Annotated in this window: 21 protein-coding genes; 14 read left to right on the forward strand and 7 right to left on the reverse strand. The window is 73.0% G+C overall.

Translation table 11 applies throughout. The features are described from left to right. Positions 1-19: 19 nt before the first annotated feature. The 7 genes from OG446_RS32055 to OG446_RS32085 all read left to right on the forward strand — a co-directional run bounded on the left by OG446_RS32055 (position 20) and on the right by OG446_RS32085 (position 8445). Positions 20-1588, forward strand: a complete 1569-nt coding sequence (locus OG446_RS32055; RefSeq protein ID WP_328897291.1) for an ABC transporter substrate-binding protein — start codon at positions 20-22, stop codon at positions 1586-1588. Continuing rightward, entirely contained in the window at positions 1585-2538 is a 954-nt protein-coding gene (locus tag OG446_RS32060) for an ABC transporter permease (RefSeq protein ID WP_328897292.1), read from the forward strand. The genes OG446_RS32055 and OG446_RS32060 overlap by 4 nt, the downstream gene beginning before the upstream one ends. Further along, positions 2535-3428 carry an ABC transporter permease gene (locus OG446_RS32065; RefSeq protein WP_443050244.1) on the forward strand — a complete coding sequence of 298 codons (894 nt, stop codon included), beginning with the start codon at positions 2535-2537 and terminating at the stop codon, positions 3426-3428. Before OG446_RS32060 ends, OG446_RS32065 begins: the two co-directional genes overlap by 4 nt. Further along, complete coding sequence (locus tag OG446_RS32070) at positions 3425-4522, forward strand: ABC transporter ATP-binding protein (protein ID WP_328897293.1); 1098 nt, start codon at positions 3425-3427, stop codon at positions 4520-4522. The genes OG446_RS32065 and OG446_RS32070 overlap by 4 nt, the downstream gene beginning before the upstream one ends. An 83-nt stretch (positions 4523-4605) precedes the next feature. Further along, positions 4606-5562, forward strand: a complete 957-nt coding sequence (locus OG446_RS32075) for an ABC transporter ATP-binding protein (RefSeq protein WP_328898477.1) — start codon at positions 4606-4608, stop codon at positions 5560-5562. Positions 5563-5658: 96 nt separating this feature from the next. Then, positions 5659-7506 carry a gamma-glutamyltransferase family protein gene (locus OG446_RS32080; RefSeq protein WP_328897294.1) on the forward strand — a complete coding sequence of 616 codons (1848 nt, stop codon included), beginning with the start codon at positions 5659-5661 and terminating at the stop codon, positions 7504-7506. 111 nt (positions 7507-7617) lie between these two features. Next, on the forward strand, positions 7618-8445 hold the full coding sequence (locus tag OG446_RS32085) for an inositol monophosphatase family protein (protein ID WP_328897295.1): 828 nt from the start codon (positions 7618-7620) through the stop codon (positions 8443-8445). A 64-nt stretch (positions 8446-8509) separates the two neighbouring features. Here OG446_RS32085 and OG446_RS32090 read toward each other — a convergent pair whose 3' ends face one another. Continuing rightward, on the reverse strand, positions 8510-9322 hold the full coding sequence (locus tag OG446_RS32090; RefSeq protein ID WP_328898478.1) for a nucleotidyltransferase domain-containing protein: 813 nt from the start codon (positions 9320-9322) through the stop codon (positions 8510-8512). A gap of 186 nt (positions 9323-9508) precedes the next feature. Between OG446_RS32090 and OG446_RS32095 the strand changes: the two genes are divergently transcribed. Together OG446_RS32095 and OG446_RS32100 are read left to right on the forward strand one after the other, a co-directional pair. Continuing rightward, a complete protein-coding gene (locus OG446_RS32095) occupies positions 9509-10942 on the forward strand; it encodes a phytoene desaturase family protein (RefSeq protein ID WP_328897296.1) in 1434 nt (477 codons plus the stop codon). A 56-nt stretch (positions 10943-10998) separates the two neighbouring features. Then, a complete protein-coding gene (locus OG446_RS32100) occupies positions 10999-11538 on the forward strand; it encodes an O-acetyl-ADP-ribose deacetylase (RefSeq protein ID WP_328897297.1) in 540 nt (179 codons plus the stop codon). 79 nt (positions 11539-11617) lie between these two features. Here the strand turns inward: OG446_RS32100 and OG446_RS32105 are convergent, their stop codons facing one another. Continuing rightward, positions 11618-11923: a UBP-type zinc finger domain-containing protein gene (locus OG446_RS32105; RefSeq protein WP_328897298.1), complete on the reverse strand. Its 306-nt coding sequence runs from the start codon at positions 11921-11923 to the stop codon at positions 11618-11620. A gap of 228 nt (positions 11924-12151) precedes the next feature. Between OG446_RS32105 and OG446_RS32110 the strand changes: the two genes are divergently transcribed. Beyond that, positions 12152-13639 carry an AlkA N-terminal domain-containing protein gene (locus tag OG446_RS32110; protein ID WP_328897299.1) on the forward strand — a complete coding sequence of 496 codons (1488 nt, stop codon included), beginning with the start codon at positions 12152-12154 and terminating at the stop codon, positions 13637-13639. A 20-nt stretch (positions 13640-13659) separates the two neighbouring features. Beyond that, a complete protein-coding gene (locus OG446_RS32115; RefSeq protein WP_328898479.1) occupies positions 13660-14178 on the forward strand; it encodes a methylated-DNA--[protein]-cysteine S-methyltransferase in 519 nt (172 codons plus the stop codon). 66 nt (positions 14179-14244) lie between these two features. Here the strand turns inward: OG446_RS32115 and OG446_RS32120 are convergent, their stop codons facing one another. Both OG446_RS32120 and OG446_RS32125 read right to left on the reverse strand, forming a co-directional pair. After that, positions 14245-14829: a TMEM165/GDT1 family protein gene (locus OG446_RS32120; RefSeq protein ID WP_328897300.1), complete on the reverse strand. Its 585-nt coding sequence runs from the start codon at positions 14827-14829 to the stop codon at positions 14245-14247. A 233-nt stretch (positions 14830-15062) separates the two neighbouring features. Next, positions 15063-15980, reverse strand: a complete 918-nt coding sequence (locus OG446_RS32125) for an alpha/beta fold hydrolase (protein ID WP_328897301.1) — start codon at positions 15978-15980, stop codon at positions 15063-15065. Positions 15981-16066: 86 nt separating this feature from the next. On the opposite strand from OG446_RS32125, the gene OG446_RS32130 reads away from it, so the two are divergent. Continuing rightward, positions 16067-16660: a CGNR zinc finger domain-containing protein gene (locus OG446_RS32130; RefSeq protein WP_328897302.1), complete on the forward strand. Its 594-nt coding sequence runs from the start codon at positions 16067-16069 to the stop codon at positions 16658-16660. A gap of 32 nt (positions 16661-16692) precedes the next feature. Here OG446_RS32130 and OG446_RS32135 read toward each other — a convergent pair whose 3' ends face one another. After that, positions 16693-17436 carry an SIR2 family NAD-dependent protein deacylase gene (locus OG446_RS32135; protein ID WP_328897303.1) on the reverse strand — a complete coding sequence of 248 codons (744 nt, stop codon included), beginning with the start codon at positions 17434-17436 and terminating at the stop codon, positions 16693-16695. Positions 17437-17504: 68 nt separating this feature from the next. Here OG446_RS32135 and OG446_RS32140 point away from each other — a divergent pair, with 68 nt between their 5' ends. Beyond that, complete coding sequence (locus OG446_RS32140; protein WP_328897304.1) at positions 17505-17705, forward strand: DUF2191 domain-containing protein; 201 nt, start codon at positions 17505-17507, stop codon at positions 17703-17705. Between the two features lie 22 nt (positions 17706-17727). On the opposite strand, the gene OG446_RS32145 is transcribed toward OG446_RS32140, so the two are convergent. After that, positions 17728-18219, reverse strand: coding sequence for an NUDIX hydrolase (locus tag OG446_RS32145; RefSeq protein ID WP_328897305.1), 492 nt, complete (start codon positions 18217-18219; stop codon positions 17728-17730). Positions 18220-18349: 130 nt separating this feature from the next. Between OG446_RS32145 and OG446_RS32150 the strand changes: the two genes are divergently transcribed. Next, a complete protein-coding gene (locus tag OG446_RS32150) occupies positions 18350-19465 on the forward strand; it encodes a glycerate kinase (RefSeq protein ID WP_328898480.1) in 1116 nt (371 codons plus the stop codon). Positions 19466-19515: 50 nt separating this feature from the next. On the opposite strand, the gene OG446_RS32155 is transcribed toward OG446_RS32150, so the two are convergent. After that, positions 19516-20241, reverse strand: coding sequence for a helix-turn-helix domain-containing protein (locus tag OG446_RS32155; protein ID WP_328897306.1), 726 nt, complete (start codon positions 20239-20241; stop codon positions 19516-19518). Between the last annotated feature and the right edge of the window lie 217 nt (positions 20242-20458).

Genomic DNA, 20458 nt, shown 5'->3' on the forward strand with positions numbered 1-20458 from the left:
CCTGGTGGCGGTTGCATTGGTGTCCTTCACTTCGGGCTGCGCGTCGCTGCAGTCCTCGGCGACCGAGGTCGGCGGTGTACGCAAAACCGACGACCGGTCCGTACGCGACGGCGGGACACTCACCGTCGCCCTCAACTCGGACCCGGACAAACTCGACCCGACGCTCGCCCAGACCCTCGTCGGCCGCACGGTCTTCGCGGGCATGTGCGAGAAGCTCTACGACATCGACGAGGACGGGGTCGTCGTGCCGCAGCTCGCTGCCGCACTGCCCACCACCTCGGCCGACGGCCGCACCGTCACCCTGAAGGTGCGCCCCGGCCTGAAGTTCAGCGACGGCACCCGGCTCGACGCCGCGGCCGTCGTCACCTCGCTGCTGCGCCACCGTGACCTCCCCGGATCCGCCCGCGGCACGGAGCTCGCCCCGGTCACCTCCATCGAGGCCACCGGCCCCGACACGGTACGGATGAGGCTCAAGCAGCCCTACGTACCGCTCACCGGCGTCCTCGCCGACCGGGCCGGGATGGTGATGTCACCGGCCGCGCTCAAGAAGTACGGGAAGAACTTCACGAACCACCCCTCCTGCGTCGGCCCCTTCCGCTTCGTCGAGCGCGTCGGCGGCGACCGGATCGTGCTGAAGAAGGACCCGAACTACTACGACGCGGACAAGGTCCACCTCGACGGCGTCGTCTACAAGCCCATCCCCGACGGCAACGTCCGGCTCGCCAACCTGCGCTCCGGCGACCTCCAGGTCGGCGACCAGATGGGCCCCGTCGACGTACAGAGCGCCCTCACCGAGCCGAAGCTCCAGCTCTTCAACTCGCCCTCGCTCGGCTACCAGGGCATCGGCCTCAACGTCGGCAACGTGAAGGGCCTCGGGCAGCAGCCCGGCAAGCTCGACACCCCGATCGCCCGGGACGTCCGGGTCCGGGAGGCATTCGAGCTCGCGATCGACCGCGACACCCTCAACGAGGTCGTCTTCCAGGGCATGTACGAACCGGCCTGCGGCCCCATCTCACCGCAGTCCGCCATCGCCCCCGGCGTCAAGCCCGAGGACTGCCCGAAGCGCGACATCGCCAAGGCGAAGAAGCTGCTGAAGGAGGCGGGCGTGAAGACCCCGCTGAAGATCGAGCTGAAGACCTCCACCACCCCCGAACAGGGGCGGGTCGGACAGGTCCTCCAGGCCATGGTCAAGGAGGCCGGCTTCGACCTGTCGCTGCGGCCCACCGAGTACGCCACCATGCTCTCGGAGACCGACGCCGGACACTACGACGTCTTCACCAGCGGCTGGTCCGGCCGGCTCGACCCGGACGGCAACGTCTCCAACTTCCTCAAGACCGCCGGCGCCATGAACGCCTACGGCCTCGGCGACCCCGCGATCGACCGGCTCATCGCGGAGGGCCGCACCGTCGCCGACCCGGCGCGGCGCACCGAGATCTACGACGAGCTCACCCGGCGCGTGCAGGACGCCCACACGCTGATCTACCTCTACCGGCAGAAGAACTACGTCGTCGCCACCAAGGACGTCGCGGGCATCCGCGTCTACGGCGACGGACTGGTCCGGGTTACGAATGCGGGGTACACCCGATGACGAAATACCTGCTGACGCGGCTGCGCCAGTCCCTCATCACCCTCTTCCTGGTCTCCGTCGTGGTGTTCGCCGGCATCCGGGCACTGCCCGGCGACCCGGCGCTCGCCCTGGCCGGTGAGGAGCGCAGCCCCGAGGCGCTCGCCGCGATCCGTGAGGCGTACGGCCTCAACGACAACATCGTCGTGCAGTACGCCCGCTTCATCGGCCACGCCCTCACCGGCGACCTCGGCAACTCCTCCCGCACCGGGCTCCCGGTCGCCGACGCCATCGGGCAGGCCCTCCCCGTCACGCTGGAGCTGGCCGCGCTGTCCCTGCTGCTCGCCGTGGTCCTCGGCATCGGTGCCGGAGTCGTCGCCGCCGTGCGGCGCGGGAAGCCCGAGGAGTGGATCGCCAACGTGATCGCGCTGATCGGGCTCTCCATCCCGACGTTCTGGCTCGGCATCGTGCTCGTCCTCGGCTTCGCCATCGCCGTCCCGGTGTTCGCCGCCTCCGGATACGTCCCCTTCGGTACGGACCCGGTCGACAACCTGCGCCGCATGGTGCTGCCCGCGATCGTGCTCGGCTCCGGGCTCGCCGCCGTCGTGATGCGCCAGACGCGGGCGGCGATGCTCGACTCGCTCTCCGCCGACTACGTGCGCACCGCCCGCGCCAAGGGCCTGTCGAAACGGTCCGTCGTCGGCGGGCACGCCCTGCGCAACTCGCTCGTCACCGTCGTCACCGTGCTCGGACTCCAGCTCGGACACCTGATCTCCGGCGCCGTCGTCACCGAGCAGATCTTCGTCCTGCCCGGCTTCGGCAAGCTCACCATCGACGCCGTTTTCACCCGTGACTACGCGACGCTACAGGCAGTGGTGCTCTGCACCTCCGCCGCGTACATCCTCATCAATCTGCTGGTCGACGTGGTCTATTCGGTCATCGACCCGCGCATCCGGCTCGGAGGTGCCCGGTGACCACAGCGACCCCAGCGCTCCCCACCGTCCCGCAGACCGCGAAGAAGAAGGGGACCGGTAACGGACGGCTCCGCGCCCTGCGCCGGAACCGGCTCGCCATGACCGGTGGCATCATCGCCGCGGTCTTCATCCTGGTCGCCCTCCTCGCCCCGCTGATCGCCCCGTACGACCCCTCGCAGCCGGACTTCGGGAACGTCCTCGCCGAACCGGGCGCGGCCCACTGGCTCGGTACCGACGATCTTGGGCGCGACCAGCTGTCCCGCATCGTGTACGGCGCGCGCGCCTCCATGCAGGTCGGCCTCGTCGCCGTCGTGCTGGCGTTCGTGATCGGCGTACCGCTGGGGCTGATCGGCGGCTACTACGGGAAGTTCGCCGACGGCGCGATCTCCCGGCTCACCGACACCATGCTGGCCTTCCCCTTCCTGGTGCTCGCCGTCGGCCTCGCCGCGATCCTCGGCCCGTCGCTGACCAACGCGACCATCGCCATCGGCATCTCGCAGATCCCCGCCGTCATCCGCATCACCCGGGCCGAGACGCTGCGGCTCAAGCACGTCGACTACGTCGGCGCGGCCATAGCCAACGGCGGCGCCGACGGAACCGTGCTCTTCCGGCACATCCTGCCCAACGCCACCTCCGCGCTGATCGTCCAGGCGACCGTCGGCATCCCCGCCGCCATCATCGGCGAGGCCCTGCTCAGCTTCCTGGGTCTCGGCGTCCAGCCCCCGGACCCGTCCCTCGGCGTGATGCTCTCCGGCGCCCAGTCCTTCCTGGCCCCGGCGCCCTGGCTCGCCGTCTTCCCCGGCCTGGCGATCGTCGCGGCGACCCTGGCCTTCAACCTGCTCGGCGACGGACTGCGCGACGTCCTCGACCCCCGTGGAGGGACCCGATGACCGAGACCGTTCTCGAATCCGTACGGGGACGGGTGGGTGAGCCCGTCCTGAGCGTCCGCGACCTGTCGGTCTCCTTCCGCTCCGACACCCGCACCGTGCACGCCGTCGACGGCGTCTCCTACGATCTGCACCCCGGCGAGGTCCTCGCCGTCGTGGGGGAGTCCGGGTGCGGCAAGTCCGTCACCTCCATGGCCGTGATGGGACTGCTCCCGCCCACGGCACGCATCGGCGGCTCCATCCGCGTCGGCGGCAGGGAACTCGTCGGCGCGCCGGAGAAGGAGCTCCAGAAGATCCGCGGCAAGGACATCGCGATGATCTTCCAGGAGCCGATGACCTCGCTGAACCCGGTTCTCACCATCGGCCGGCAGATCGGCGAGGTGCTTCGCAGGCACCAGGGGCTGAGCCGGAAGGAGGCCAGGGAGCGGTCCGTGGACCTGCTCGACCTGGTCGGCATCCCCGCCCCGCGCAGCCGCATCGACGAGTACCCGCACCAGCTCTCCGGTGGCATGCGCCAGCGCGTGATGATCGCGATCGCGGTCGCCTGCGACCCCTCGGTCCTCATCGCCGACGAACCGACCACCGCGCTCGACGTCACCGTGCAGGCGGGCATCCTCGAAGTCCTCCAGTCGCTGCGCGAACGGCTCGGCACCGCGATCGTCCTGGTCACGCACGACCTCGGCGTCGTCGCCGACGCGGCCGACCGGGTTCTCGTGATGTACGCCGGGCGCTCCGTCGAAGAGGCCCCCGTACACGAACTGTTCGCCACCGCCCGGCACCCGTACACCCGCGGGCTGCTCGGAGCCGTCCTGCGCCCGGGCGGCGAGGGCAAGCGCCGGCTGCCCGAGATCCCCGGCCTGGTGCCGAGCCTCGACAGCCAGCCCGACGCCTGCACCTTCGCACCCCGGTGCAGCCGCGCCGACGACAACTGCACGGGTGGCCGCCCCGGCTTCAGGTCCGTCGACCCGAGTACGGGGACGGACGCAGCCCACCGGGCGGCGTGCTGGCACCCGTACGGCGCCGACGAGGCGTCCGACACCCTCACGGCCACCCCCGCCGCCGAGCCCGCGCGACCCGACCAGGAGGCCGGAAAGTGACCGCAGCACAGACCGTCCCCGCCCCGCGCGAAAGCGCCGAGGGCGCCGCGGACCAGCAGCACCCCGTGCTGCGGATCGACTCGATGGAACGGCACTTCGCGGCTTCCGGCGGCGGCACCGTCCGCGCCGTCGACGGCGTCTCGATCACCGTCGGCCGCGGCGAGGTCGTGGGCCTCGTCGGGGAGTCCGGCAGCGGCAAGTCGACCGTCGGCCGCTGCGCCGTACGCCTCGACGAACCCACCGGCGGCACCGTCCACATCAACGGCACCGACATCACCCATCTGTCCCGCCGCGCCGTGCGCCCGCTGCGCAAGGACTTCCACCTGGTCTTCCAGGACCCCTCGTCCTCGCTCGACCCGCGCATGACCATCGGCCAGATCATCGCCGAACCCATCAGGCTCCACCGCCGGGCCCGCGGCTCCGCCGTCCGCGAGCGGGTCGAGGAACTGCTCGCCCAGGTCGGGCTGCGCCCCGAGCACGCCGACCGGCACCCGCACGAGCTCTCCGGCGGCCAGCGCCAGCGCATCTCCATCGCCCGCGCGCTCTCCTGCGACCCGGATCTCGTCGTCGCGGACGAACCGACCTCCGCCCTCGACGTCTCCGTGCAGGCCTCCGTCCTCAACCTGCTCGCCGACCTCCAGCGCGACCGCGGTTTCGGCTGCCTGTTCATCACCCACGACCTGGCCGCGGTCGAGTTCCTCGCCGACCGCATCGCCGTGATGTACCTCGGCCAGATCGTCGAACAGGCCCCCACCGCCGAACTGTTCGCCGACCCCAAGCACCCCTACACCCAGGCGCTGCTCTCCGCGGCGCCCGTGCCCGACCCGGTGCTCCAGCGCTCCCGCGAGCGCATCGTGCTCCACGGCGAACTGCCCAGTCCGCTGGACCCGCCGCCCGGCTGCCGCTTCCACACCCGCTGCCCGCTCGCCACCGACCGGTGCCGCACCGAGATCCCCGCCCTGCGGGAACTGCCCGGCGGCCGGCAGGTCTCCTGCCACCTCGTCGACGACGACGGCGCCGCCCCGGACGCGGCCGCCTGACCCGCGTACGGGAGGCGGGCCCTCGTTCCCGGAGCCGGCCTCCCGTACGTACGATCCGCAACAAACCACAGAACGTCGCAGCAAGGAGCCGCATCCGTGTTCACCACCCGGCCCACCCTCCAGGGCACCTTCGGCATGGTGTCCTCCACCCACTGGCTCGCCTCGCAGTCCGCGATGGCCGTCCTGGAGGACGGCGGCAACGCCTACGACGCCGCCGTCGCCGCCGGATTCGTCCTGCACGTCGTCGAACCGCACCTCAACGGCCCGGCCGGCGAGGTGCCGATGATCCTGGCGCCCCGCGACGGGGACGTCCGGGTCCTGTGCGGCCAGGGCCCCGCCCCGGCCGGTGCCACGGTCGCCCACTACCGCTCGCTCGGCCTCGACCTGGTCCCCGGCACGGGGCCGCTCGCCTCCGCCGTGCCGGGTGCCTTCGACGCCTGGATGCTGCTGCTGCGCGACCACGGCACCAAGACCGTCGCCGAGGTGCTGCGGTACGCCATCGGATACGCCGAGGACGGGCACGCACCCGTCGAGCGCGTCGGCCAGACCGTCGAGACCGTCCGCGAGCTCTTCGAGACCGAGTGGCAGTCCTCCGCCGACGTCTACCTCCCCGGCGGCACGTCCCCGAAGCCGGGCGAGTTGTTCCGCAACCCCGCCCTCGCCGCCACCTGGCGCCGCCTGATCACCGAGGCCGAGGAGACCGGCGGCGAGGACCGCACCGCGCAGATCGAGGCCGCCCGCGCGATCTGGCGCGAAGGCTTCATCGCCGAGGCCCTGGTCCGCCAGGCCGCCGTCCCCACCATGGACACCAGCGGCACCCGCCACACCGGCACCCTCACCGCCGCCGACCTGGCCGGCTGGTCCGCGTCGTACGAGGCCCCCGCCACGTACGACTGGAACGGCTGGACGCTGGCCAAGGCCGGCGGCTGGAGCCAGGGCCCCGCCTTCCTGCAGCAGCTCGCGCTGCTGCCCGCCGAACTGCCGGCCTACGGCTCCGCCGACTACGTCCACCTCCTCATCGAGGGCTGCAAGCTCGCCATGGCGGACCGGGAGGCCTGGTACGGCGACGCCGCCGAGGTTCCGCTCGGCACGCTGCTCTCCGAGCCGTACAACGCCGCCCGCCGTGCGCTGGTCACCGACGAGGCCTCGCACGAGCTGCGCCCGGGCAGCCCCGACGGCCGCACGCCCGTGCTCAGCGAGCACGCCCACGCCGTCGCCGCCGGCGAGTCCGGCTTCGACGCCATGGGCATACCGGCCGCCGGTGTCGGCGAGCCGACGGTGGCGAAGGACGGAGCCGCCGTCGCCGCGGGCGAGCCGACCGTCGCCAAGGACGGCGCGACCCGCGGCGACACCTGTCACGTCGACGTCGTCGACCGCTGGGGCAACATGGTCTCCGCGACCCCCAGCGGCGGCTGGCTCCAGTCCAACCCGGTCGTGCCCGAACTCGGCTTCCCGCTCGGCACCCGCCTCCAGATGGCCTGGCTGGACGAGGGCCTGCCGAACTCCCTCACCCCCGGCCGGCGTCCCCGCACCACCCTCACCCCGTCCCTCGCCCTGCGCGACGGCGTCCCGGTAATGGCCTTCGGCACCCCGGGCGGCGACCAGCAGGACCAGTGGCAGCTGCACTTCTTCCTCGCCGTCGCCCTGCGCGCCGAGGTCCGCGGCGGCCTCGACCTCCAGGGCGCCGTCGACGCCCCGAACTGGCACAACGACAGCTTCCCCGGCTCCTTCTTCCCGCGCGGGATGCGCCCGGGCAGCGTCACCGTCGAGGAGGGCATGGACCCGGACGTCGTCGCGGAACTGCGCCGGCGCGGCCATGACGTCACGGTCGGCGACCCGTGGTCCGAGGGCCGGATGTGCGCGGTCGCCCGCGACCCGGAGACCGGGGTGCTGTCGGCGGCGGCGAACCCGCGTGGCATGCAGGGGTACGCCGTCGGGCGCTGAGGGGCCGACGGCCCGGTCGTGACGCGGGGCGACCGGACCGGACGCCGGCCGGCCACCTCCCCGTCATGACCAGGTCGTCGGCGTCCGCACAGCCCGTGCTTAGCTGGGGGCATGATCGATGACTTCCTTGCCGTGGACCTGACCGAGGTCGAGGCGGCGGTCCGCGCAGCGGCCGCCGCCGAGATCATGCCGCGCTACCGGCAGCTCGCCGCACACGAGATCATCGAGAAGAACGGCCCGCACGACCTCGTCACCACCGCGGACCGGCTCGCCGAGGAACACCTCACCGCCTCCCTGAGCCGGCTCCTGCCCGGTTCCGTCGTCGTCGGCGAGGAGGCGGTCCACGCCGACCCGAAGGTGTACGAGGCGCTGAGCGGCGAGGCCCCCGTGTGGATCGTCGACCCGGTCGACGGCACCCGCCAGTTCGTCCGCGGCGAAACGGGGTTCTGCACCCTGGTCGCCCTGGCCCACCGCGGCGAGCTGCTGGCTTCCTGGACCTACGCGGCCGCCCTGGACGAGATGGCCGTCGCGGTCAGCGGCCGGGGCGCCACGCTCAACGGCGCGCCGATACGTTCCGGGTCGCCCGCGCCCGACGCCGTACTGCACGTGGCGATGTCGCACCCCGACTACACCACCGACGCGCAGAAGCAGGCCCTGCTCGGCCTGCGCACCGAAGGCATCGACGCACGGCCCTGCGGCTCGGCCGGCCTCGAATACCTGGCCGTCGCCCGCGGCGAGCTGGACGCGCTCGCCTTCAACTGGGAGTACGCCTGGGACCACGCGGCGGGACTCCTCCTGGTCACCGAGGCGGGCGGCGCCCAGGCCACGCTGTCCGGTGCGCCGTTCCGTATCGCCGGCGGCAACGACCTGCCCTTCACGGCAGCCCGGGACCGTGCGACGGCCGACCGCATCCTGGCCGCCTTGCGCACCGAGGCCTGAGCAAGCGGTCCGGGGCGCGGTGATCGTGCGCGCTGCGCCCGGGCCCTTCGGCGTTCCGGGCCCTTCAGCGCGACCGAGGTCCTCGACTCCCGTCGGCGACACCCTTCCGCAGGACCTCGCGCACGTCCCTCACGACTGTCGCGGCCGTCTCCACGGCCGAGGGGTCCAGCCCCGACAGCGCCTCGCCCACCCGTGCCGCGAAGTCCGCGGGCGTGTCCGGCAGGGCAGCGGCGGCGGCCAGCGCGCCCTTCTCGTTCAGGCACCAGGTGCGGTGGTGGGCGTGCAGCGACTGGGCGAGGATGCCGAACGCCCGGGACAGACAGAGCGCTACATGGAGCCGGTCACCGCCCGGTGCCGACTTACGGGCCGACCCGACCGAGAACTCCGCCTCCCAGGCCGCCTCGGCAAGCGCCTCGCGCAGGGGCTCCGGGTAGTCAGACGTCTGCTGCTGAAGTGCCGTCAACTCGCCATGAGGGTCGGCGAGTACGCGCCCGAGCGCAACCTCGCCCGCGTAGGCGGGGGACCAGAAGCCCAGCGGATGCCCGGGCTGGACGCCCACCTCGAACCGTCCCTGCCGACAGTCGGACCAGACCGCCTCGACCCGGTCCAGATCGCGCAGGATCCAGTCGACCGGAACACCGTCCACCCGCAGCCACGCCCCGCCGTTCACCCACGGCCCCCAGCCGCCCGGCCCGGCCACCTCGACCGGGGAGCCCTGGAACGCGGACGCCAGCGCGGTCAGCGCGGCGAGGTCCGGTGCGCCGCGGTAGTAGAGGCCCAGATCCCAGTCCGAGTCGGGCCGGTGGGTGCCGCGGGCCCGGCTGCCTCCGAGCACGACGGCGCGGACACCCGGTACCGCGGTCAGCCGTTCCGCCATCTCGTCGATGCTCCGTCGCAGAGCGGATCCCTCCGCCTCCGGGGAGAGGGCGGGAGACGGGTTCGGGTGCGCCGGACGGGCGTGGTTCGGAGTATTCATGGGACGGGCACCGTACCCGCTCCCGAAGTGTCGGTGCCTGCGAATATCCTGGGCTCTCAGACCGTCGGCTGACAAAGGAGTCCGAAGGTGCCATCGATGCTCGATGCCGTCGTGGTGGGGGCGGGCCCCAACGGACTGACCGCCGCAGTCGAACTGGCCCGCCGTGGCTTCGCCGTGGAAGTCTTCGAGGCCGGGGAGACCGTCGGCGGCGGAGCCCGCACCGAAGAACTCACGCTGCCCGGTTTCCGGCACGACCCCTGCTCGGCGGTCCACCCGCTGGGCATCGGCTCACCCGCCTTCGGCGCGATGCCCCTGGCGAAGCACGGCCTGGAGTGGCTGCAACCGCCGCTGGCTCTCGCCCACCCGTTCCCGGACGGTTCCGCAGCCGTGCTGGCCACGTCGGTGGGGGAGACGGCCATGTCGCTCGGACCGCAGGACGCGGGGGCGTACCGCAGACTCCTCGCGCCCTTCCGCGGTCACTGGGACACACTCGCCCAGGACTTCCTGCGCACCCCGTGGGACGGGCTCCCCCGGGACCCGTACCGCTGGGCGCGCTTCGGACTCGACGCGATCCAGCCCGCCACGCTCCTGTCCCGCCGCTTCCGGGGCGAGAAGGCCCGGGGCCTCCTCGCCGGACTCGCCGCCCACGCCATAGCCCCCACCAGCGGTCCCGCCACCGGTGGCATCGCCCTGCTCTTCGCCCTGGCCGCGCACGAGAAGGGCTGGCCGGTGCCGCGCGGCGGCTCGCAGGCCATCTCCGACGCACTGGCCTCGTACCTGCGGGAGCAGGGCGGCATCATCCGTACGGGCACGGAGGTCAAGCGGCTGGACGAGCTGCCGCCCGCCCGCGCCTACGTCTTCGACACCTCACCGACCGCGCTGGCCCGGATCGCCGGACTGGGCAACGCCTACCGGGGCTACCGCTACGGCGCCTCCTGCTTCAAGATCGACTACGCGCTGTCGGGCCCCGTCCCCTGGACCGCCGAGGAGGCCCGCCGGGCCGGCACGGTCCACATCGGCCCCACGGCCGGCGAGATCGACACCGCGCTGCGCGCCGCGGTGACCGGCCGGGACCCGAGCGTGCCCTTCCTCATCACCGCGCAGCCCAGCCTCACCGACCCGTCCCGCGCCCCCGAGGGCAAGCAGGTCTTCTGGGTGTACGGACACGTCCCGGCGGGCTGGGAGGGCGACGCCACCGACGTCATCGAACGCCAACTGGAGCGGTTCGCCCCCGGCTTCCGCGACATCGTCCTCGCCCGCGCGGTGACGGGCCCGCCCCAACTCGCGGTGCGCAACGCGAACTACGTCGACGGGGACATCGCCTGCGGTGCCTTCGCCGGGCTGCAGACAGTGATCCGTCCCCGGCTCGCCAGGGTTCCGTACGCGACCGCGCACCCGTCCGTCTACATCTGCTCGTCGGCGACCCCGCCCGGCCCCGGCGTGCACGGCATGTCCGGTCACCACGCGGCGAAGGCGGTGTGGCGGCGGTTGCGCCGATCGGGGCCGTCCGGCGGCCGTTGACCTCCGCCGCGGGCGGTCGGCCGCCACGGACCCGCGTACCACGGCATGATGGCCGGATGCGCACACCTTCCGCCGTCACCGTCACCCTCGTACGGGGCGACATCACCCGGCAGTCCGTCGACGCCGTCGTCAACGCCGCGAACTCCTCCCTGCTCGGCGGCGGCGGGGTGGACGGTGTGATCCACCGCCGGGGCGGCCCCGAAATCCTGGCCGCCTGCCGGGAGTTGCGCGCCTCGAAGTACGGCAAGGGGCTGCGCACGGGCCGGGCTGTCGCCACCACCGCCGGGAAACTGGACGCCCGCTGGATCGTGCACACGGTCGGCCCGGTCTGGAGCAGCGCCGAGGACCGTTCTGCCCTGCTGGAGTCGTGCTACCGCGAAGCGCTGCGCGTCGCCGCGGAGTTGGGGGCACGCACCATCGCCTTCCCCGCGATCTCCACGGGCATCTACGGCTGGCCGATGGACGACGGCGCCCGCATCGCCGTCCGCACCGTACTGGCGGAGGCCGCGGCGCCCGTCGAGGAGGTGCGGTTCGTGCTCTTCGACGCGCACGCGTACGTGGAGTTCGAGGAGGCGCTGGCGGCCGCACGGGGCTGACAGCGGGTGGGCGAACCTCCGCAATGCCCGCCCGGCCGTGCTCGGGCCGCCCGGCCGTGCTCAAGCCGCCCGGCCGTGCTCAAGCCGCCCTGGCGGGCCCGATACCGTCGACGTCGAAGGTCACTTGGTCCTCGTAGCACCACCACCACGTCTCGCCCGGCTCGTAGGAGCGGATCAAGGGGTGGCCGGTGGCCTCCCGGTGCGCGGTGGCGTGCTTGTTGCGGGAGGAGTCGCAGCAGCCGACGTGCCCGCAGCTCTGGCACTCGCGCAGATGCACCCAGGCGTCACCCTGAGCGACGCACTGCGGGCAGGAGTCGGGGCTGTCCGGGGTGACACGTCTGACCTGGTCCAGATGCGAACAGATCGGCGCGGGCGTGTCCGTCATGAAGGACCCTCCCTCGTGTTCCCCGCTACGGGGCCGGGCAATCAGGTCCGCGCGGGTCGGCGGGCATCAGGCCCGCCCATGGATGTCGAGATCCCTTCAAGGCTCTCACCGGGACGTCGGCTGTCAACTTCAGGGCCTCCGGCTTGGCAGCCGGTGAAGTCCTGGCAGCTGAAGGCTGATGTCGGATTCTCGCCAGCCCTCGCCCTGCCGGTGGCCCATGCTTGAACCATGCACACCGACACCGAGCGCTGCGTGAGGGCCGTCCAGTCCAAGGACGCCCGGTTCGACGGCTGGTTCTTCACCGCGGTCCTGACCACCCGGATCTACTGCCGCCCGAGCTGCCCCGTCGTGCCGCCGAAGGTCGAGAACATGAGCTTCTACCCGAGCGCCGCCGCCTGCCAGCAGGCCGGATTCCGGGCCTGCAAGCGGTGCCGGCCCGACACGAGCCCCGGATCGCCCGAGTGGAACGCCCGCGCCGACTCCGTGGCCCGCGCCATGCGCCTCATCCGGGACGGGGTCGTCGACCGGGAAGGCGTCCCCGGTCTGGCCACCCGGCTCGGGTACTCGGCCCGGCAGATCGAACGGCAACTGCTCGCGGAGCTGGGCGCCGGACCCCTCGCGCTGGCCCGGGCACAGCGGGCGCAGACCGCGCGGGTGCTCATCGAGACGACCGGGCTGCCCATGGCCGAGGTGGCCTTCGCGGCCGGGTTCGCCTCGATCCGCACCTTCAACGACACCGTCCGCGAGGTCTTCGCCCTCGCCCCGGGGGAGCTGCGCAGCCGCGCCTCCCGGTCGGTGCGGCAGCCGGCCACGCCCGGGACGATAGCGCTGCGGCTGCCGTACCGCGCCCCGCTGAACCCCAGCAACCTCTTCGGGCACCTCGCCGCGACGGCCGTCCCCGGAGTCGAGGAGTGGCGCGACGGGGCCTACCGCCGCACGCTCGACCTGCCGCACGGGCACGGCATCGTCGCCCTTACCCCGCACCCCGACCACATCGCCTGCCGGCTCGCGCTCACCGACCCGCGCGATCTCACCCTGGCCATCAGCCGGTGCCGCTGGCTGCTGGACCTGGACGCCGACCCCGTGGCCGTCGACGAGCAGCTGCAGGCCGATCCCCTGCTGGCCCCGCTGGTGGACAAGGCGCCGGGCCGCCGGGTGCCGAGGACCGTCGACGGTGCGGAGTTCGCCGTCCGGGCCGTGCTGGGCCAGCAGGTGTCCACCGCCGCCGCCCGTACGCACGCGGCCCGGCTGGTCACGGCCCACGGCACTCCCGTCGACGATCCGGAGGGCGGCCTCACCCACCTCTTCCCGGCGCCCCGGGCGCTGGCCGGGCTCGACCCCGAGCAGCTCGCCCTGCCCCGCAGCCGCCGCCGCACCCTGACCACGCTCGTCGGCGCCCTGGCGGACGGCTCGCTGCGGCTGGGCACCGACACCGACTGGGAGAAGGCGCGGGCCGAACTGACCGCGCTGCCCGGATTCGGCCCCTGGACCGTCGAGGTCATCGCCATGCGGGCGCTCGGCGACCCGGACGCCTTCCTGCCGACGGACCTCGGCATCCGGCGGGCCGCCGAGCAGCTCGGCCTGCCGTCGACACCGGCCGCGCTCACCGCACGCGCGGCGGGCTGGCGGCCATGGCGGGCCTATGCCGTCCAGTACCTGTGGACCGTCGACGACCACCCCATCAACCACCTTCCCGCACAAGGAAGTTCCTCGTGACCACGACACGCACCAGCACGGTGACCCGGCAGTCCCGGCCGACCCGGCAGCACACGGTGATCGACAGTCCGTACGGCCCGCTGACCCTCGTCTCCACCGACCGGGTCCTCGCCGGCCTCTACATGACCGGTCAGCGCCACCGGCCGCCCGAGGAAACCTTCGGCGAGCCCGACGCGGGCCCCTTCGACGAGGCCGTCGAGCAGCTGGACGCCTACTTCGCCGGAGAGCTGCGGGAGTTCACTCTCCCGCTGGACCTGGCCGGAACCCCGTTCCAGCGTTGCGTCTGGGCCGAACTCCAGCGGATTCCGTACGGTGAGACCCGTACGTACGGCGAACTGGCGGAGAACCTCGGCAAGCCCGGCGCCTCGCGCGCGGTGGGGCTGGCCAACGGCAAGAACCCGGTCGGCATCATCGTGCCGTGCCACCGGGTGATCGGGGCCTCGGGGAGCCTCACCGGATACGGCGGCGGGCTGGACCGCAAGCAGCGGCTGCTGGCCTTCGAGAACGGTACGGAGGACAGCTCCCCGGCACTGTTCTAGGAACCGTACGGCGAAGGGCCCCGCGCAGACGACACGCGGAGCCCTTCGTTCGTCCTTCAGGGCCGGTCAGCCGGTGAAGATCTCGATGACCGTCCAGATCGCCAGCCCCAGCATGCAGACCCCGCCGATGCGCTGGACGGTCTTCAGGGGTACGCGCTTGGCGATGAACCGTCCCGCGAGCAGGGCCAGAGCCGATACGGACATCAGCGCGGCGGCGGATCCGATCGCCGTGGACCAGGCGCCGTTGCTCGCGGCCAGGTTGGCCGTCGTGATCTGGGTGAGGTCGCCCCACTCGCTGATGAACACCGCCATGAACGCGGTGGAGTACACCGGCCAGAAGCCGGTGACCGTCTTGGGGCCGCCGTCCTCGTCGTCGTCCTCCGCGTCGGCCCGGAGCAGCATGAACGCGCCGAAGGCGAAGAGGGAGGCGGAGACGAGCTTGACGATCCAGTCGGGCAGCAGGCCGAGCAGGCCGCCCGCCCCGACGGCGATGGCGACATGGACGATGAACGCGGACGACGTGCCGAACCAGACGTAGAGCGGGCGCATGCGCGTGCCCATGGCCAGCGACGCGAACATCGTCTTGTCGGGGAGTTCCGCGAGGAAGATCAGCCCGAAAGCGGTGATGATCGCCAGGGGGTCGAGATGCATTCCGGGTGGCTTTCTGTTGGAGCCGGGCCCCGGATCCGCGAAGTGCCACTGGGGCTTTTCGGAGGACCACTCGGCCCGGCATGACGGCACCGCCCACGGGGCGTGGGCGTGTCATACCTGACCGAAGGTCTCGCCCGCCCGTCATGATCCACGAGCCCGGCCACCGGGAACCCGGAGGTTCCAGTGTGTCGACGACCGGTTTGCAGGGCTACTCCCCTTCGCAGCCGTCAACGTTACCGCACGCCGGCCTCGGCCTCCCAGGTGCGGTCCAGGAAGTCCGCGATCAGCGGCGCGATCTGCGGGAGGTGGTCCTCCAGGGCGAAGTGCCCGGTCTCGAAGAGGTGCAGTGCGGCGTCGGGGAGATCGCGCAGATAGGCGCGGGCGCCGGGCTCGGTGAAGAACATGTCGCCCGTGCCCCAGACGACGAGCGCCGGCGGGGTGTGCTTGCGCAGCCAGTCCTGCCACTGCGGGTAGAGCGCCACATTGGAGTGGTAGTCGAAGGCCAGGTCCAGCTGCGGCCGGGTGCGGCCCGGCAGGTCCAGGAAGTGCTGGTCCAGCGTCCAGCCGTCCGGCGCCACCAGCTCGGGGTCGGCCGTGCCGCCCTCGTACTGGCCACGGGTCGCGGGCAGGGTCAGCAGGGACCGCACGGTGTCGGCGGCGCCGGGGACCTCCGGGCGCAGCGCGATGAAGTCGCGGGCCTGCTGCGACAGCCCTTCCGCGTACGCGTTGCCGTTCTGCACCACCAGACCGGCGATCCACTCCGGGTGGCGGGCGGCGAGCCGGAAGCCGACGGGGGCGCCGAAGTCGAACACGTACATCACGAAGCGGGACAGTCCGAGCTCCCGCACGAAGCCCTCGGTGATGTCGGCGAGCCGGTCGAAGGTGTACGTGAACGGGCCGCCGGTGGTCGAGGACGCCGGGGCGTCGCTGTGGCCGAACCCGGGGTAGTCCGGGGCGATGAGCCGGTAGTGGGCGCCCAGCGCGTCCATCAGCCGGCGGAACTGGTGCGAGGCCGACGGGAAGCCGTGCAGCAGCAGCATGACGGGGGCGTCGTCCGTCGCACCCACGGGCAGCGACTCGCGGTAGAAGACACGGACTCCGTCGACCTCGATGTGCCGGTGACGGATGTGCGGAACAGCTTGAATCGCCATGTTCACATGCCTCCTGGTTGGCCCGATGCATTAGTTCTACGCCGGAGGGTTCTAATGCGTCAAGAGCGTGAGTTAGCGTTAGCGACATGAACGGTGATGAGCCCCTGACCGGCGAGCTGCTCGCCCTGGACCTCCTCAACACGCTGCCGCACGCGGCCCAGGGCCCCCCGGTCGATCACCTGGCCGACACGGCCGGTCTGCTGGCCTGGCTGGCGCTGGAGGGCGAACGGCTGCCCGGGGCCGCCGGGGCGCGGGAGGCGACCCCGGACGATCTGGGGGCGGTACGCGCGGTCCGGGCGGCCGCGGCCGCGGCCGTCGCGGCGGCCCGGCGCGGCGAGCGCCCGCCGGAAACGGCACTGCGCGGACTCAACGAGGCCCAGCTCGCCGCCCCCGCCGTGCGGTACGCGGAATGGAACGGCGAGAGCGTCGTGGCGCCGGCCCGCCGCTCCGGCCCGCTCGGGGTGCGGGTGGCCGCGGTCCTGGCCGAGGAGGCGGCCGAGCTGCTGGCGGGTCCGGCGCTCGCGAGCATCCGGGAGTGCGAGGCGGAGGACTGCACGATGCTGTTCGTGCCCGCCCACCCCCGCCGCCGCTGGTGCTCCGCCGCGCGCTGCGGCAACCGTGCGCGGGTGGCCCGCTACTACCGGCGCCACAAGGGGGAGGGGCCGGACGTCCCGCGGTAGGGGGACCGGAGCGGCACGAGGTCTCCCGGAGGTCAGGCCCCCGAAGCGGTGCCGGCCTCGTCCGTCAGCCGCTTGAGCAGTGCGGGCAGTGCCGTGCCGATCGGTTCGCGGATCGTCTCCTGCGCCAGGGCGTCGTACGGCGTCGGCTCGGCGTTCATCACGATCAGCCGCGCCCCGTGCTCCGCCGCCGTCCCGGCCAGTGACGCGGCGGGCTGCACCTGGAGCGTCGTACCGACCGCGATGAACACCTCGCAGCCCTTCGCGACCGCCATCGCGTTGCCCAGCACCACCGGGTCGAGCCGTTCACCGAACATGACCGTGGCGGCCTTGAGAATCCCGCCGCACGTGCCGCACGGCGGATCGGGCTCCCCCGCCTCCACCCGGGCCAGGGCATCGGCCATCGTCGAGCGGGCGTGACAGCGGGTGCACACCACCTGGCGTGCGGTGCCGTGCAGTTCGAAGACCTTGCGCGCGGAGAGACCGGCCGCCTGGTGCAGACCGTCGACGTTCTGAGTGATGACACGTACGGCCACGCCCGACCGTTCCAGCTCGGCCACCGCGCGGTGGGCCGCGTTCGGCTCGGCGTTCCACGCCGCGGTGGTGCGGCGCATCTGCCAGGAACGGCGGCGGATCTCCGGATCGGCCATGTACAGGTCGTACCGGACGAGCTTCTCGGCTTCCGGGTCCTTGCGCCAGAGGCCGTTCGGCCCGCGGTAGTCGGGGATGCCGGAGTCCGTGGAGATGCCGGCGCCGCTGAGGATCGCCACGAGTGTCATGCGGGGAGCGTACGCAGCGTACGCCGCACCGCGCGAGGCGATATCGCGTACTGCTGACGTCCCCCGCCATGGCGAAGGTATCGGTCAGTCTGGACGCGGAACTCGTGGTCGAAGTGATGGTGCTCGCGGGCGTCGGCAGCCCTCAGGACGCCGTCGAACTCGTCGTACGCGACTACATCGCGCGGGGCCACCGCACGGAGGCACGGACGGCGGCGCGCGAGGAGACCGTGCGCGAGGACGGGATCAAGCCGCCGGAGCAGCAGGGCTGACCGGCGGATCCGGGCCGGCTCGTCAGCCGACGGGGCTGCCGTCCTCCAGCTCCACCGTTCCCGCGCCGGACTCCAGCACATTCAGTGCCGCACGCACGCGCCCGCGCAGGTTGCCGAGCAGGTACTGGCCGATGTCCGCGGGCTCGACGAGCTTCCACGACAGGAGCTCCTCCTCCTGGACCCGGACCGCCTTCAGCTGCTTCTCGTCCAGCACCCCGCCGTCGTACACATAGGCCACGATCGGCGGACGCGCCGTGCCGCGCGTCCAGTCCACCGCGAGCAGCCGGCCCGGCTCCAGGTCGAGGCCGATCTCCTCGGCCGACTCGCGTCGGGCCCCCTGCCGCGGAGTCTCGCCGTCCGCCGACTCGATCGTGCCGCCGGGCAGCGCCCAGCCCTTCCGGTAGTTCGGTTCGACGAGGAGCACCCGGCCCCGCGCGTCACGGAAGAGGCAGGCCGCACCGGCCAGGACCTTCGGGAGACCGGCGATGTACGCGGCGTAGTCATTGGTGGTCACGTCGGCAGCGTAGTGGCCGGGTCCAGGGCCCGGACACCCATGGGCAGGGAGGGGGTGCTGCGGATAGGGTCGGGGCGGCGCGACTGCCTGTTCGAAAGCAAAGGGAATCAAGGTGACGGACGGAGCAGTGATGGAGACCGCACGCGTGCTCGTCGCGGCGGACAAGTTCAAGGGCTCGCTCACGGCCGTACAGGTCGCGGAGCGGGTGACGGCCGGGCTGCGGCGCGTCGCCCCCGAGGTACGGGTCGAGACCCTGCCCGTGGCGGACGGCGGCGACGGCACGGTGGCGGCCGCGGTGGCCGCCGGATTCGAGCGCCGCGAGGCGCGGGTCACCGGGCCGCTGGGCGACCCCGTGACCGCCGCGTACGCGGTGCGCGACACCACCGCCGTGGTCGAGATGGCCGAGGCCTCGGGCCTCCAGCACCTGCCGGCGGGCGTGTTCGCCCCGCTCACGGCCACCACGTACGGCTCCGGTGAGCTGCTGCTCGCCGCCCTCGAAGCGGGCGCGCGGACCATCGTGTTCGGCGTCGGCGGCAGCGCGACCACGGACGGCGGGGCGGGCATGCTGGCCGCACTCGGAGCCCGCTTCCTGGACGCGGACGGCAAGCCCGTCGGCCCCGGCGGCGGCGGCCTCGCCGATCTCGCCACGGCCGACCTGTCCGGGCTCGACCCTCGGCTCGGCGAGGTCGACCTGATCCTCGCGAGCGACGTCGACAACCCGCTCACCGGGGCCAAGGGCGCGCCCGAGGTGTACGGCCGCCAGAAGGGCGCGACCGAGGACGACGTCGCGGTGCTCGACGCGGCGCTCGCCCACTACGCCTCCGTGCTCGGGCCGGAGCAGGCGGACCTGCCCGGGGCCGGGGCGGCGGGTGGCATCGGGTACGGGGCGCTCGTCGCGCTCGGCGCGCGGTTCCGGCCCGGGATCGAGGTGATGCTCGACGTCCTCGGCTTCGCCCCCGCGCTGGAGCGGGCGACGCTGGTCATCACCGGCGAGGGCTCACTCGACGCGCAGACGCTGCACGGCAAGGCCCCGGCCGGCGTCGCCGCGGCAGCCCGCGCGGCCGGCATCGAGGTCGTCGCGGTGTGCGGACGCCTGGCGCTCGCACCGGAGGCCCTGGGCGGCGCGGGCATCCGCCGCGCGTACGCGCTCACGGAGCTGGAGCCGGACCCCGCGGTCTGCATGGCCGAGGCGGGGCCGCTCCTGGAACGGGTGGCGGAGTCCATCGCGCGGGACTTCCTGCGCTGAGACGACGAGGAGGGGCGTGGTCCGGGAGCTCAGCGACCGGACCACGCCCCTCACTCGCCCGGCGGGCTGAAACCCAGCCGCACCGCGTCCAGCGCCAGCATCAGCTCCACCAGCTCGCGCGGCCGCGACAACGACCGTGACGTGAGCTCCTCCAGCCGCCGCAACCGGTTCAGCACCGTGTTCCGGTGGCAGCACAGCCGTACCGCCGTGCGCCCGGCCGATCCTCCGCACTCCACCCACGCGTCGAGCGTCGACACCAGCAGCGCCCGGTCCGTCGGGTCGCGAGCCAGCAGCGCCCCGAACACGTCCGTGGCCAGGTAGCTCGCCAGGGCCGGCTGGCCCGCCACCAAGGCCTCGGGGACCCTGCCGTCCAGGCAGACGACCCCCTCCCCGCCCTCCCCGCACGTCAGCAGCGCCGCATCGGCCAGCCTGCGGGCCGCGCCCAGGGCGGACAGGCCGTCCACCACCGGACTGACCCCACCGGGGCCGGGGCCCGTCCCGGACAACAGCACGGCGACGGCGGCCGGGTCCGCCTCGCCCAGTTCCACCACCGCGATCTCCCGGTCCGGGCGCGACCGCCACAGCAGCCGCATCCCGTGCGCGTCGGCCGGACGGTCCCAGGCGCACCCGCGCTCCGCGACCACCGCCACCGCGTACCGGCCCCGCTCCGGCAGCCCCAGTACCGCACCGGCGAGCGCCGCGAGGTCCTGCCCGGTCTCGTCGTCCAGCAGCGCGTCGAGCAGCGCCCACCCCCGCTCGTCCCCGCGCTGCCGCATACCCGCTCCGTTCTCCGCACGCCCCTGGGGGCCGATTCCCTGCCCGGGCCCCGGCCCGCTCCGCCGGACCGCCGTCGTGAGGATGACACCGGTCCGGGCCGGGGGCGACAGCACACGCCCCGCCTCTGTGCGCGTGCACAACCGGCCGCCTTCCGCACGGGGCACCCGCAGCGTTTCGGCCGGTGACCGTGGACGCACGGCCCGCCCGCTGCTGGTC

Source organism: Streptomyces sp. NBC_00236 (genome assembly GCF_036195045.1).
In the GTDB taxonomy this organism is placed as follows: domain Bacteria; phylum Actinomycetota; class Actinomycetes; order Streptomycetales; family Streptomycetaceae; genus Streptomyces.